Below are 14,765 nucleotides of genomic sequence, written 5' to 3' on the forward strand. Positions count from 1 at the left end.
GCAAAAAACCCGATAAAATCAAGGGTTCTATAAAATACCCCCACCTTACGGTATTTATTTTTTTCTCTTATGTGGAAAGCGCTTATGGTTTACGTAACATTATCCACATTTTGTGGATAACTTGTGGATAACTTGTGGATTGACCGGAAATCTATCCACTTTTTCGGAGAGTTTGTTCACATCGTTTTCAAAAAAACCCTTTATTTGCGGTATTTTTAAGGTGGATTTTTTTATACACATAATTCTTCCACATTTTCCACCAATTCTCGACTTATGGAAACCTCCAGGACTCTTATCCACAATAATCCACCCTAATCCACAGTAATTTCCCCACATTATCCACATTCTTTTCCCAAAAATCTCAAGGATTTTCCATTGCGAAAACCCCATTTTCATTGTAATATATAAAAGGATATCTATCTCCAGTCGCAGACTGGGGTTATTATAATACTCATGGGAGGAAAAAATGGACGCTGTTATTGAAAAATGGGAGGAGATCCTGCAAACTGTCAAATCTGAATATGAGGTGACTGATGTCCCTTTTAATACCTGGCTCAAGCCGCTAAAAGTTTATGAGGTTGACGGAAAGCTGATAACAGTGGTTGTTCCCTCTGAACAGGCAGCGATCGGAGTCAATTACATCAGTAAACGCTACAAAATACCCCTCCAGGTTACTATCTGTGTACTGACAGGCATGGAAGAATGCGAGGTTCGCTTCGTTCTGGAAAAAGATCTCCCCAAAAAAACAGAAAAAAACACTTCTTATGATAAACAGGTTCAGGATACACGTTACGAAGAGGCGCATTTAAATCCAAAATACACCTTCGACACCTTCGTTGTAGGAAGTAATAACAAATTCGCCCAGGCCGCAGCTCTTGCAGTTGCCGAATCACCGGGAGATACCTACAATCCACTGTTTATCTATGGCGGAGCCGGTCTTGGTAAGACGCATCTTATGCATTCCATCGCTCATTTCATTCTGGAACACGACGAAAACAGCCGTGTTTTGTATGTAACCAGTGAGGAATTCACCAACGAGCTGATCGAAACCATCCGAAACGGAAATAACACGGCAATGAGCAAATTCCGTGAAAAATACAGAAATATCGACGTTCTTCTTGTCGATGATATTCAGTTTATTATAGGAAAAGAATCCACACAGGAGGAATTTTTCCATACATTTAACAGTCTTCACAGTGCCAAAAAGCAGATCATCATATCCTCTGATAAACCACCGAAGGATATGGAAATCCTGGAAGAGCGCTTCCGTTCCCGGTTCGAGTGGGGTCTGATCGCAGATATCACGCTGCCTGATTACGAAACCCGAATGGCGATCCTTCATAAAAATGAAGAAATGAACGGCTACAACATCAGTGAAGATGTTATCAAATATATCGCTACCAATATCAAATCCAATATCCGTGAGCTGGAAGGTGCCTTCAACAAGGTCATGGCCGGAGCCAAGCTTGAGAAAAAGGAAGTAACTCTGGAGCTGGCAGAGCAGGCACTGAAGGATATTATTTCTCCGGATGAGAAAAAAGTGATCACACCGGAATACATCATCTCCGTTGTTGCAGAGCATTACGGAGTCACACCTGCGGACTTAAGCGGAAACAAACGAAACTCCAAGATCGTCATGCCCCGCCAGGTTTCCATGTATCTCTGCCGTGAGATCATATCCACACCTTTGAAAAATATCGGAAAAGCGCTCGGAAACCGTGACCATACCACCGTTATGCACGGTATCGAAAAGATCGAAAACGAATTGCAGAACGACGATAACTTAAAAAATACCATTGATATATTGAAAAAGAAGATTAATCCACAAGGTTAGGGAAGTTTTCCACATTACTGGTGTATAACGTGTTGATTGTATGTGGAGAGATGTGTACAACTTTTTTGCCAAAACGCGGCGGTAATTTTATCCCCGGGTTATTCACATGCGAAAATACCACTTTTACACAAAGTTATCCCAACGGAAAACCCCTGAAAACATCAGGCCTGCGGGAGTTTTTCACAAAATCTGTCCCCCTACGGCGGTTACTGCGGATTTTTTCTATAAATATATTTATAAAAACCACAATTTGTTCAGAAAGGGAGTTATACACACTATGAAAATCATCTGCTCCAAATCAAGTCTGTTAAAAAGTGTAAGTATCGCACTCAAAGCAGTTCCATCAAAAACCACAATGCCAATCCTGGAATGTATTCTCATGGATGCAACCACAAACCAGATCAAATTTACCACCAACGATATGGAGCTGGGAATTGAAACCATCGTTGAGGGTACTATTGAAGAAAAAGGTAAAGTTGCTCTTGATGCAAAAATCTTCTATGAAATCATCAGACGACTTCCGGATAATGATGTTACCATTAAGACCGATGATAAATATGCAGCAACCATTACCTGTGAAAAAGCAAAATTCAATATCCCTGGAAAATCAGGAGAAGATTTTGCTTATTTACCGATGATCGAGAAGGATGAACCGCTGACGATCTCTCAGTACACACTGAAAGAAATGATCCGCCAGACTATTTTTTCGATTGCTGTAAATGAAAACAATAAGCTTATGACCGGTGAGCTTTTTGAGATCAAAAATAACTGTCTGAAGGTAGTTTCTCTGGACGGACATCGTATCTCTATCCGAAAAATGTCTCTTAAGAAAGATTATTCTGACCGTAAGGTGGTAGTTCCGGGCAAAACTTTAAGCGAGGTCAGCAAGATCCTTTCCGGAGAAGTGGATGATCAGGTCAGCATTTACTTTACAAAAAACCATATTTTATTTGAATTTGATCAGACTATGGTAGTTTCCAGACTGATCGAGGGAGAATATTTCAGAATTGACCAGATGCTTTCCAGTGATTATGAGACAAAACTGAAGATCAACAAAAAAGAGTTCCTGGATTGTATCGACCGTGCCACACTTCTGGTACGTGAGGTTGATAAAAAACCGATCATCATCAACATCACAGACGATGATATGGAGCTGCGCATTGATTCTGCAATGGGTTCCATGAATGAAGAGATCGATATTGAAAAAGAGGGTAAGGATATCATGATCGGCTTCAATCCGAAATTCCTGATCGATGCGCTTCGTGTTATTGATGATGAAACCGTGACGATCTATCTTGTAAATCCGAAGGCCCCGTGCTTTATCCGTGACGATGAGGAGAACTATACTTACCTGATCCTTCCTGTAAACATCAACCAGAATCAGGCCAGATAAAACCTGGGAAATATAAGGAATAAGGGACAAGAGATGTACGCAGCAGTTTCGGGAATGTGAGTGTACGTGTAAGACGCACATGCTTGAAGCTGTGAACAGAATTGAGCTCGGCAGTTAGGATATGTAAGTGTCCGTAGGGCACGTACAGCCTGACGGCAGATATCAGGATTGATATAAACGGATACACCAAAAATGTGTGACCGTTTTTGACCGATTGTGCATGGGAATGCGATCGTGTTCTGAAAATTGTTTTATGCGTAAACTGCTGGAAGGGGGTATTTAAATTACCGCCTTCCGGTGAAATTTGTATTTTGGGGGATTTTAAATACCGCCAGAAGATCAGAAAAGATCGATCTGACGGAGAAAATACCCCGGAGATAAGAGGAGAAAAAATTGGAGATCAGAATTAAAGACGAATTTATCAAGCTTGGTCAGGCGCTGAAGCTGGCCGGTGTTGTGGAGGACGGCGTTGAGGCGAAATATGCCATCAATGATGGTCTGGTACTGGTGAACGGTGAGGTGGAGAACCGCCGTGGCCGCAAGATCCATCCTGGAGATACCATTTCCTACGATGGAAAAGATATTTATGTGATCGGGTGAAGGAATGTACATTGAATCCATCAGACTGAATAATTTCAGGAATTATGAGTCGCTGGAGATGAATTTTGATCAAGGCACCAATATTCTCTACGGCGACAATGCCCAGGGAAAGACCAATATCCTGGAGGCGGTTTATCTGGCAGGTACCAGCAAATCCCACAAGGGAAGCAAGGACCGGGAGATGATCCGCTTTGAGAATGAGGAATCCCATATCCGAATGATGGTGAAGAAGGGCGATCTTTCATACAAAATAGACATGCACCTCCGGAAAAACAAAGCAAAGGGAGTTGCCATCAACGGGCTGCCGATCCGCAAGGCAAGGGAGCTGCTGGGGGTGGTGAATCTGGTGTTTTTTTCTCCGGAGGATCTTAATATTATCAAGAATGGACCGGGAGAGAGAAGACGTTTTCTGGATTCGGAGCTTTGTCAGCTGGATGGTGTTTATATCACGGAGCTGGCCGGCTACAATCACATCGTGAACCAGAGAAACCGTCTTCTCAAAGACTGTTATATGAACCCCGGGCTGAAAGGTACCCTGGATGTCTGGGATATGCAGATGGTTGATTACGGAAAGAAGATCATCGGGAAGCGGGAAACCTTTGTGGAGGAGCTTAACGAGATCGCAAGGGGGCTTCATAAGGGGCTTACCGGCGGGATCGAGGAGCTGGAGATCCTGTACGAGCCAAGTGTGACGGCGGCCGAGTTTGAGGATAAGCTTTCCAGGAACCGGGAGCGGGATCTTCGGATGAAGCTGACCTCCGTGGGACCGCACAGAGATGATTTCTGCGTAAAGGTCAACGGGATCGACATCCGGAGGTATGGTTCCCAGGGGCAGCAGAGGACTGCGGCCCTTTCCCTGAAGCTTTCGGAGATCTATCTGGTGAAGAAAAAGATCCGGGATACACCGGTTCTTCTGCTGGATGATGTTCTTTCGGAGCTGGATAGCAGCAGGCAGACATATCTGCTGGAAAGCATCCACGATATACAGACTCTGATCACCTGTACAGGACTGGATGATTTTGTCAGCCATCAGTTCAAGATCAACAGGGTTTTTCAGGTGGTAAAGGGGCATGTTTATATGCCTAAAGGGTTTTGACAAGCCCGTATGCATATGGTAAACTGATTCTGATTATGGAAAGTTGGTGAATATTTTGGATAAAGAGGAGTTTCGCGTTAAGCTGGGACAGATCAATAAGCTGGTCGAGACCCAGGATTACAAAGGCGCCATGCAGATTGTTGACAGCATTGACTGGCGTCGTGTGAAAAACGTCCGTACCCTTTGTGTAGTGGGCGAGATCTACGCGGCCAACAAGCGCTATGAAGAGAGCAAGGAAATTTTTCTTCTTGCCTACCACAGAGCGCCGATCGGCAAGAACATACTTTACCGTCTGATCGAGGTTTCCCTGAAAATGGGACAGATCAGTGAAGCCACAGAATTCTTTGATGAATACAGAGAAGTGGCAGGTAATGATAACAGCCAGTATATACTGAAATATAAGATCGCCAGAGCGAAGAATGCATCTCTGAATGAACAGATCCGTATTCTTGAGGAATATAAGGAGAAGGAATTTACGGAGCGCTGGTCCTATGAGCTGGCCAAGCTCTATTACAAGGCAGGAGACAAGCAGAAGTGCCTGGATCTCTGCAATGAGATGATCCTTTGGTTCAATGACGGAACTTATGTGATGAAGGCCCTTGACCTGAAACAGCGGATGGGTGTTCTCACTGGCGAAGAGAAAGAGAAATATGAACAGCGTTTTATCCCGAAGCTGATCCCGCCGGAAAAGGCGCAGGAGATCAGGGAGAGCAAGGAAGCATCCGGCGAGTATGAGGAGGCAAAACCGGTCACAGATACTATCCAGGTAGATGATGAGCGGGATCTGAACAGTGCGGAGACATTCCAGGAGAAGCTTTCCAAGGGATTCCGTGATATCTTTGGCGGACATAAGAAATCTGCGGAAGAGGATATGGAGGAAAAAGAAGCTGCGCAGGATGAAGAGCAGGATGAGGTTTCCACAGGCTCTGAGGATGTGACGGAACAGGCGGAAGCGCCGGAGGCTGAGACTGCTGCGGCAGCAGAACCGTCAGAGGAGTTTACAGATTCTGAGGAGATCGAAGCAGCAGAAGGAAGTGAGGAAGCTTCGGATGAGCTTTCTGAAGAGCAGGAAGAGTTTTCCGGACAGGAAGCGGATGAGATCCCGCTGGCATCCGGTGTTGAGAACCTGTCATCCGGAAGTATGAAGCTGCAGGCTCAGGAACAGCAGGATAAAGAGGAAGAAGAGACTTATCAGGAAGCGGAAGAAGCTGAGGCTGAGAAAGCTACAGAGATGTCTTTGTCCCAGAGTGTTGCAGAGATCATGAAGGAGAAGGCTGCCGGAAATGAGGAAAGTGAGGAGAAGCCTGCAGGGGTTCCGCTCAATGAGGAAGGCAAGCCTGATTTTTCCGCAACGATCCGTATGCCGGAGCTGAAGATCCCGAAGTCCATGATCAATGTGGACCCGGAGAATGCAAGCAGTTCCGCGGAGATCCCGGATGCGTCCGGAATTTTCGGAAATATCGAGGATATTGCGGCATCTGTAGGTGACAGGTCCGGGAAGGATAAAGATAAGGACTTCAACCTGGAGGATACTATTCTGGCAGCAGCTACACAGCAGGGAATCGATATCCCGGAGGAAGAGAAATCTCCGGATGTCCAGCAGTCCGACGTAACGGAAGAGCCGGCAGGTATTGAGGATCTGGATATTGCGGCTGATGAATTTGTTCCGGAGGAGCCGGATGCGGCAGATATCGAGGATATCATGGCGCAGATCTCCGCTCAGCAGGAGGAAGAGGTAACGGAGACTTCCGATACCAGACTTCCGGATATCGTATTTGATGAAGATGAGGAGCCGGTTACTGAGGAGGATCTTCAGGCTGCAGAAGCAGAGTTTCTGAATGGTCCGTCAGGAGTACAGAAGCCGGTGGAAGAAGAGGATGTGCTTCCGGAGATTCCTTCACTGGAATCTGAGGAGCAGGTGCAGAAGGCGGCAGCAGAGCCTTCAACGAAGCTTCATCATGAGGAACCGGTGGCTTCAGCGGAAGAGGAAAATCTTCTTGATGAGGAAGAAGAATACAGTGATGACGCCTTTGACTTCCAGGATGAGGATGACGAGAATGAGGATGATTTTATCAGCAGTCTCATCGGTGATGATTCTGATGAAGCCATGGAAGAGGACGATGAGGAAGCGGAGCTCAGCGAGGAAGAGCAGCTTGAGAAATTTATCGCTACGATCCATCCGGAAAAGGATCCTACAAAGATCGTTTCCAGAAAGAAAGAGCTCACAGATGAAGAGAAACAGCTTTTCACCTATTTTGTTACAGTTCCCGGAATGAAGGAACAGCTGCTTGATGTACTCTGCGATGTGCAGATGGGCGCAGCAGACAAGACCTCTCAGACCGGAAATGTGATCGTTATGGGCGGCAGAGAAACAGGTAAGACGAGACTGATCTCAAGTCTGATCCCGGCAATCTGTAAAGAGCTGAATATCGAGGCTTCCAAGGTTGCCTATATATTTGCGGATGATCTCAACGGAAAGGATATTCCGGAGATCGTATCCAAGCTTGCCGGCGGTTTCCTTGTTATCGAGGATGCAAACCAGCTTTCCCAGGAAACAGCAGATGAGCTTGAGGAAGCTATGACCGGAAACACAAAGGGAATGATCGTGATCCTGGAGGATGAAAAGATCGGTATGCGTAAGCTGATCGCAAGATATCCGAAGCTTGCGAAGAAGTTTACATCCATGATCAACATTCCTGTATTTACAAACGATGAACTTGTTAATTTCGCCAAGGTCTATACCATGGAGAATGGATTCCGTATCGACCAGATGGGCATGCTTGCTCTGTATAATCTGATCGGGATCAACCAGAAGGAGGATCAGCCGATGTGTATCGGTACTGTGAAGACCATGCTGGATAAGGCTATGGAGAGAGCTCAGAGCGGATTGTTCAAGCGTTCCAAGAAGCGTGTGGACCGTGATGGCTACACGGTACTTTTTGAAAAGGATTTCAGCTGAAAATAAGAAAAAGCAGAGGTAAAAAATATGGCCAGACCTTATCTTGGTAACCCGAAATATACCATTGAAGTCCTTCAAAAGTATCATTTTGTTTTCCAGAAAAGGTTTGGTCAGAATTTTCTGATCGACGAGCATGTTCTGGAAAAGATCATTGAGTCTTCGGGTATCACAAAGGATGATTTTATACTGGAGATCGGTCCGGGTATCGGAACTATGACCCAGTATCTTGCGGAGGCTGCCAGAGAGGTGGCTGCTGTGGAGATCGACAGTTCGCTGATCCCGATCCTTAAGGATACGTTGAAGGACTGGGATAATGTTTCCGTGATCAATAACGATATCCTGAAAACGGATATAAAAAAGATCGCAGATGAGAAAAACGGCGGCAAGCCTGTGAAGGTGGTTGCGAATCTGCCGTATTATATTACGACTCCGATCATCATGGGGCTTTTTGAGAAGAATGTTCCTGTGGATTCGATCACTGTCATGGTGCAGAAGGAGGTTGCAGACCGTATGCAGGTTGGTCCCGGTACCAAGGATTACGGTGCGCTTTCCCTGGCTGTGCAGTATTATGCGAAGCCGGAGATCGTTGCGAATGTACCGCCGAACTGTTTTATGCCGCGGCCGAAGGTTGGAAGTGCGGTGATCAAGCTGACGCGTTATGAGAAGCCGCCGGTGGATGTGAAGGATGAGGGGCTTATGTTCCGTCTGATCCGTGCATCTTTTAACCAGAGGAGAAAGACGCTTGTGAACGGGATCAGAAATTCCGGAGATTTTTCCCTGAGTAAGGAGGAGATCGAGGATGTGTTCAACAGGTGTGATCTTCCGCTGAATATCAGGGGTGAGGCGCTGACACTGGAGCAGTTTGCGATGCTTGCCAACTGTATTTATGATGAGAAAAATTAATATATGATAAACGCAAAAAGAGCCCGGGCAGCTGTTCCGGGTTCTTTTTGCGTTTCCGGACGGGAATGTTGGAGAGGTTTCCTGTCCGGACCTATATATTTGTCATAGAAAGGAGGTTATGTCTGAGGTGTCAGACATAAGTAAGTAATGAAAATTTACATTTTTTATTTTACTGATGAGATGTTAGGAAAGTTTGTTTAAAATATGAAAATATTGTGAATATATTTTTGATGATATACATAAAGTCTGAATGGTGTGGGTGGGAATGGGGAAAATTGAGGTTTACAGAGGGGTGGGGGTGTGTGGTATACTGAGGGGCGTCGAAAAGGTAATGATGAGGTAATAAAAAGGCAGTAAAAGATAGTTAAAAATAGTAAAAGGCAATTTTTAATAAGGGCTGGTGCCCGTATGGAGGTTGAATATTATGAGAAGATTGAACAAGGTTACAGCTTTGGTTATTGCGGGTGTTATTTCATGTACATCTCCGATGATGGTTATGGCGTCTGATTCCGGTTCTGTTATGAGTCAGGCGGAGGAGATCCTGAAGGATAATGAGGTTGGGTCTCTTGCTTCTGATCCGGATAAGGTTGGGGATATCATTGTTTATGTGAAGGGGCTTTTTGATTCTAACCAGATCACGGATGATGAGATTTCTCAGGGGATCGATGAGGCTGCGGATCATTTTGGGGTGAGTCTTAATGAGGATGATAAGAGTTCGCTGGTTAATATTATCAGTAAGTTCCGTGGGATCGAGATGAGTGATGATCAGATCAAGGGGTATGTGAGTGATGCTTATAGTACTTTGAAGGATATGGGTGTTACGAAGTCTGATGTGAAGAATATTTTTGAGAAGGCGATTGAGTTTATTAAGGGGATGCTTTCACGGCGGTGATGGTTTGTGATGGCTGGTGTTTTTGATGATGTTTTAGATGGAGTTTGAGTTAGAGGGTGAGGGTTGTGGCTCTTTTGTTGGGGTTGTTGTTGGTTTGTTTGGTTGAGATGTACAATATGTACAATGTTTAGGGCTTTGGTTTTGTTTGTGAATGTGGCGTTTTTATAAATTGGGGGAGGGTATTTTGGAAAAAATTGTGCAAATGCGCTAATTGTTTACGAGATGTTCATTGTTTGTTCATATTTGTCTGGTAGTATAGGGATAGTTCGAAAGAACGTTACGAAAGACGCTGTAATGGTGTGTATCTGTATCATTACACATACAATTTTTTTCATAATAATCGCCCCGGTAAGCCACTACCGGGGCACTCCTCGTTTTTGGGCCTTTTTTGGGGCTCTTTTTTTTGTGGGTGGGATGGAGGGAGGGACGGACGGACTGCCGGAGGGGCGGCTGCATGGTCGTGCCTGGTGCGGTCGTTTCGCCGGGTCATACTAAGCGTCTGAGTCTTCTGCCATGCAGGGCGCCCCATAACTCGCCATGTACGCTGATGCGTACCTGGCTCAGACAGATGGGGCTTACTCTGCGGCTTGTGGCCGCAGAGTACCTTCCCGTCAGAAGCCTCAGGCGCTAAGTATGACCAGCGGCTTACTCCGACGCACCGGGTCCCGACCATGCAGCCGCCCCTCCGGCAGTCCGTCCTGTGCGTTGGAGAGAAACAAAAAGGATGCACTACAAAGAAATTCTGGAATCGTACTAAGTCCGTCCTGTGCGTTGGAGAGAAATAAAAAGGATCCACTACAAAGAAATTCTGGAATCGTACTAAGTCCGTCCTGTGTGTTAGAGAGAAATAAAGAAAGCATCAAGGGTGTGATAAATGGGCTGATTTGAGTCTGTCCTGTGCGTTGGAGAGAAATAAAGGGGTTAAGAAATTTCCAGTGCAAAAAATATAGCGCGGGTGGGGTGTGCATGCTATAATGATTAGGATTATAGTGCTGTCGTCTGGTTTGGGGCGGCGGTGGTTGGGTTTTTGTTTGAATGGGAGGTCTGGATATGGCGGAGTCTATGAAGGATTTTGAGAGGGAGCTGGAGGCTTCTTTTAAGAGGATCGATGAGGGTGATATTATCTCAGGGACTGTTGTGAGTGTGGATGAGTCGGGGGGTGTTCTTGACCTTAAGTTTTATGCTGAGGGTTTTATTCCGGTGGAGGAGTTTTCCCGGGTGCCGGGGTTTAATATTAAAGAGGCTGTTCAGCCGGGGGATGAGGTTCAAGCGATGGTTCTTCGCAGGGATGATGGTCAGGGGAATATTCTTCTTTCCAGAGCGGATGCTGCGGATGTGCTTGCCTGGGACAGGCTGAAGGAGCTTCAGGATTCGGGTGAGGTGCTGGATGTTGTTGTGAAGGGGATCGTTAACGGGGGTGCCATTGCTTATGTTGAGGGTGTCCGTGGTTTTATTCCGGCATCCAGGCTTGCTTTGGAGTTTGTTGAGGATACGGAGGTGTTTCTGAATAAGCCGATCCAGGTGCGGGTGATCGAGGTTGATAAGGCGAAGAAGAGGCTGGTGCTTTCGGCGAGGGAGATTCTTCGTGAGAGGGCTGAGGTGGAGAGACGGAATAAGATTTCCAATATCCAGGTTGGTTTTGTGACGGAGGGTACGGTTGAGAGTTTGCAGCCGTATGGTGCTTTTGTGGAGCTTGGGAACGGGGTTTCCGGGCTGGTGCATATTTCTCAGATATGTGAGAAGAGGATTCGGAAGCCTTCTGAGGTTTTGAGTGTTGGGGATAAGGTTAAGGTGAAGGTTATCGCAATCAAGGATGGTAAGCTGAGCCTGAGTATTAAAGAGGCATCGGATCTGATGGCTAAGGAGGTTGAGGAGGAGTCTTTTGAGCTTCCGGAGTCGGGGGAGGAGGCTACTACTTCCCTGGGTGCTTTGTTTGCAAATATTAAATTATGATTATTTTGGATGAAAAAGGATGGATGTGTATGAAAAAACCGGAGAGAATATTTGTAATCGGACATAAGAATCCGGATACGGATTCCATCTGTTCGGCTATTGCTTATGCGGATATTAAGAACAGAACTACGCAGAATAAAAAATATATCCCGAAGAGAGCGGGGCAGATCAATGAGGAGACCAGGTATGTGCTGAACCGTTTTGGCGTACAGCCGCCGGCTTATCTGGGAAATATCGGTACGCAGGTCAAGGATATGGATATCCGGACCAGTCCGCAGGCGGATAAGAATATGTCGCTGAAGAATACCTGGGATTTGATGCAGGAGAACGGGATCGTTTCTCTTCCAATCCGGGATAAAGATGGGTGTCTGGAGGGGCTTGTGACGATTGGTGATATCGCAAAGACCTATATGGATACTACAGACAGTTATCTTCTTTCCAATGCGAGGACACAGTATCAGAGAATTGCCGAGACTGTTGGCGGTGAAGTGGTGGAAGGTAACGGACACGGATATTTTGTGAAGGGGCGTGTGCTTGTCGGTACTGCCAACCCGAAGATGCTGGAGGGCTACGTTGAGGAGGATGATATGATCATCATGGGTGACCGTGAGGAGGATCATCTTCAGGCGATCAGCCAGAATGTCAGCTGTATCATCGTGGGGCTGAATATCGTGGTTTCCGAGAAGGTTATAAAGCTTGCTCATGAGAAGAATATCGTGATCATCCGGTCTCCGTATGATACGTTTAATATTGCGCGTCTGATCAATCAGAGTATTCCGGTCAGTTTTGTTATGAAGCGGGATAACATGGTTACGTTTAATACCGAGGATTTTACGGATGATATCCAGGATGTTATGATCAAAAACCGTCACAGGGCGTTTCCGGTGATCAATCCTCATGGTAAGTGTATCGGTACGATCTCCAGACGTAATTTTCTGGATATGCATAAAAAGAAAGTGGTTCTTGTGGATCATAATGAGGTGGATCAGGCTGTTGATAATATCGAGAAGGCGGAGATCCTTGAGATCATCGATCATCATAAGCTGGGTACCTTGCAGACCATGACGCCGGTTGCTTTTCGTAATGAGCCGGTGGGATGTACGGGTACGATCCTTTATGAGATCTACGGAGAGCAGAGACTGGAGATACCGGAAAAGATCGCGGGGCTTCTCTGTGCGGCTATTATTTCGGATACATTGATGTTCCGTTCACCGACCTGTACGCAGACGGATAAGATCGCTGCCAGTGCTCTTGCGCTGATCGCGGGGATCAAGATCGAGGAGTTTGCCCGAGAGATGTTTTCTGCGGGAAGTAATCTGAAGGATAAGTCTCCGGAGGAGATTTTTTATCAGGATTACAAGAAGTTTATCGGTGAGGGTAATGTTTCCTTTGGTGTGGGTCAGATCAGTTCCATGGACAGCGAGGAGCTTAAGGAGATCAAGGAGAAGCTGATGCCGTTTATGGTGAGTGAGTGTGGCCGTCATGATATCACGAGAGTTTATTTTATGCTGACGAATATCCTGGAGGAGTCTACAGAGCTTCTGTTTTACGGGGAGGGCAGCCAGCAGATGGCGGAGATCGCTTTTGAGCGGAAACCGGATGGAGATACCTTCAGTCTGCCGGGTGTGGTTTCCAGAAAGAAGCAGCTGATCCCGGCTATGATGGAGGCTGCTCAGCTGATGAACAGCGATTATGCGTAAGAGGTGACGGAAAATGGCGAAACAGTTATGGAAGCCGGGGAACATGATCTATCCGCTGCCGGCTGTAATGGTGAGTGTTACCGATGGTGAGGGAAACGATAATATCATAACGGTTGCATGGACGGGTACGGTGTGTACCAATCCGGCGATGGCTTATATTTCTGTCCGACCTTCCCGTTATTCCTATGATATGATCCGGAAAACGGGTGAATTTGTGATCAATCTGACAACGGAGAAGCTGGCGTATGCAACGGATTTCTGCGGGGTCCGTTCGGGACGTGATGTGGACAAGTTCCGGAAGCTGAACCTTACGAAAGAGAAAGCGCAGTTTGTTTCTGCACCGATGATCGGGGAGGCTCCGGTTTCGATCGAGTGCAGGGTGCGTGAGGTGAAGGAGCTGGGGTCTCATGACATGTTTCTTGCGGATGTGCTTGCGGTCCATGCGGATGAAGCTTATATGGATAAAAACAACAGGTTTCGTCTTAATGATGCGGGGCTTCTGGTTTATTCCCATGGGGAGTATCTGGCGGGTGGCCGGAAGGTGGGAACCTTCGGCTACAGCGTAAAGAAGAAGCAGCAGAAGAAGCAGATGCAGAAGAAGTTGGATAAGAAATCAGACAGGGAATCAGAGATGGCAGGAAAGCCAGGGATGTCAGGGAAGTTGAAGATGTCAGGAAAGCCAGGGATGTCAGGGAAGTTGAAGACATCGGGGAAGCCAGGGATGTCAAGGAAATTAAAGACGTCGGGAAAGGCAGGGAGAGAGAAACGGTAGGTTCTGCGGAGCCGTAACGTTTGTTGAGGTTTGGCAGCTGTTATGCTAAAATGAAAGGATACAGTATGAATAATATTACACTGATAGGAATGCCTGGTGCGGGGAAGAGTAGCATCGGTGTCGTTCTTGCGAAGGTACTTGGGTACCAGTTTATTGACTCTGATCTGCTGATCCAGAAGGCGGAGAAAAGGACTCTGAGTGAGATCATTGCGGATGAGGGTACAGAGGGCTTCAAGGCGATCGAGAATCGTGTGAATGCTTCGATCCAGGTGGAGAATACGGTGATCGCTACCGGTGGAAGTGTGGTTTACTGCGATGAGGCTATGCAGCATCTGAAGTCTGAGGGTGTTGTGGTGTATCTTAAGATCTCGCTGGAGCTTCTTTCCAGGCGTCTTGGTAATCTTAAGGGGCGTGGTGTTGTGCTCAAGGAGGGGCAGACGCTGGCGAGTCTTTATGATGAGCGTGTTCCTTTGTATGAGAAATATGCGGACATTGTGGTGGATGAAGAGGATAAGGATCTGGAGGGGAGTCTCCAGGTTGTGCTTGAGGCATTGAAGAACAGGGGAGATAAGGCGTAACTGTTGGCTTGTGGAAACGGTTTGCTGGAGTGTTTCGGGTCATGGGTTGTGACAGGTTTTCGTCATAAATTGTTTACAAATCTGA

Annotated in this window: 12 protein-coding genes; 11 read left to right on the top strand and 1 reads right to left on the bottom strand. The window is 46.4% G+C overall.

From position 1 onward, the window contains the following. Positions 1 to 99 precede the first annotated feature (99 nt). Positions 100 to 336, bottom strand: coding sequence for a hypothetical protein (locus DWW77_RS11985; protein ID WP_147417230.1), 237 nt, complete (start codon positions 334 to 336; stop codon positions 100 to 102). 130 nt (positions 337 to 466) lie between these two features. Here DWW77_RS11985 and dnaA point away from each other — a divergent pair, with 130 nt between their 5' ends. The 11 genes from dnaA to DWW77_RS12045 all read left to right on the top strand — a co-directional run bounded on the left by dnaA (position 467) and on the right by DWW77_RS12045 (position 14,680). Then, positions 467 to 1,834: a chromosomal replication initiator protein DnaA gene (dnaA, locus tag DWW77_RS11990; protein WP_015526555.1), complete on the top strand. Its 1,368-nt coding sequence runs from the start codon at positions 467 to 469 to the stop codon at positions 1,832 to 1,834. A 277-nt stretch (positions 1,835 to 2,111) separates the two neighbouring features. Then, a complete protein-coding gene (gene dnaN, locus DWW77_RS11995) occupies positions 2,112 to 3,227 on the top strand; it encodes a DNA polymerase III subunit beta (protein WP_015526556.1) in 1,116 nt (371 codons plus the stop codon). Positions 3,228 to 3,620: 393 nt separating this feature from the next. Continuing rightward, a complete protein-coding gene (locus tag DWW77_RS12000; protein ID WP_021650164.1) occupies positions 3,621 to 3,827 on the top strand; it encodes an RNA-binding S4 domain-containing protein in 207 nt (68 codons plus the stop codon). A 4-nt stretch (positions 3,828 to 3,831) separates the two neighbouring features. Then, positions 3,832 to 4,923, top strand: coding sequence for a DNA replication/repair protein RecF (recF, locus tag DWW77_RS12005; protein ID WP_118368776.1), 1,092 nt, complete (start codon positions 3,832 to 3,834; stop codon positions 4,921 to 4,923). A 55-nt stretch (positions 4,924 to 4,978) separates the two neighbouring features. After that, positions 4,979 to 7,882 (top strand): hypothetical protein, encoded by a 2,904-nt coding sequence (locus tag DWW77_RS12010; RefSeq protein WP_118368777.1) that lies wholly within the window; start codon positions 4,979 to 4,981, stop codon positions 7,880 to 7,882. Positions 7,883 to 7,909: 27 nt separating this feature from the next. After that, complete coding sequence (rsmA, locus tag DWW77_RS12015; RefSeq protein WP_015526558.1) at positions 7,910 to 8,785, top strand: 16S rRNA (adenine(1518)-N(6)/adenine(1519)-N(6))-dimethyltransferase RsmA; 876 nt, start codon at positions 7,910 to 7,912, stop codon at positions 8,783 to 8,785. Between the two features lie 424 nt (positions 8,786 to 9,209). Beyond that, complete coding sequence (locus tag DWW77_RS12020) at positions 9,210 to 9,677, top strand: DUF1002 domain-containing protein (RefSeq protein WP_015526559.1); 468 nt, start codon at positions 9,210 to 9,212, stop codon at positions 9,675 to 9,677. A gap of 1,050 nt (positions 9,678 to 10,727) precedes the next feature. Further along, the gene (locus tag DWW77_RS12030; RefSeq protein ID WP_118368779.1) at positions 10,728 to 11,630 is read left to right on the top strand and encodes a 30S ribosomal protein S1; all 903 of its coding nucleotides are present in this window, start codon (positions 10,728 to 10,730) and stop codon (positions 11,628 to 11,630) included. A 29-nt stretch (positions 11,631 to 11,659) separates the two neighbouring features. Beyond that, positions 11,660 to 13,330, top strand: a complete 1,671-nt coding sequence (locus DWW77_RS12035; RefSeq protein WP_044961512.1) for a putative manganese-dependent inorganic diphosphatase — start codon at positions 11,660 to 11,662, stop codon at positions 13,328 to 13,330. Between the two features lie 13 nt (positions 13,331 to 13,343). Beyond that, positions 13,344 to 14,102, top strand: coding sequence for a flavin reductase family protein (locus tag DWW77_RS12040; RefSeq protein ID WP_118368780.1), 759 nt, complete (start codon positions 13,344 to 13,346; stop codon positions 14,100 to 14,102). Between the two features lie 65 nt (positions 14,103 to 14,167). Continuing rightward, positions 14,168 to 14,680: a shikimate kinase gene (locus tag DWW77_RS12045; protein WP_044961515.1), complete on the top strand. Its 513-nt coding sequence runs from the start codon at positions 14,168 to 14,170 to the stop codon at positions 14,678 to 14,680. Positions 14,681 to 14,765 lie beyond the last annotated feature (85 nt).

It is taken from the genome of Ruminococcus sp. AF17-12 (genome assembly GCF_003479245.1).
Classification (GTDB): Bacteria; Bacillota; Clostridia; order Lachnospirales; family Lachnospiraceae; genus Blautia_A; species Blautia_A fusiformis.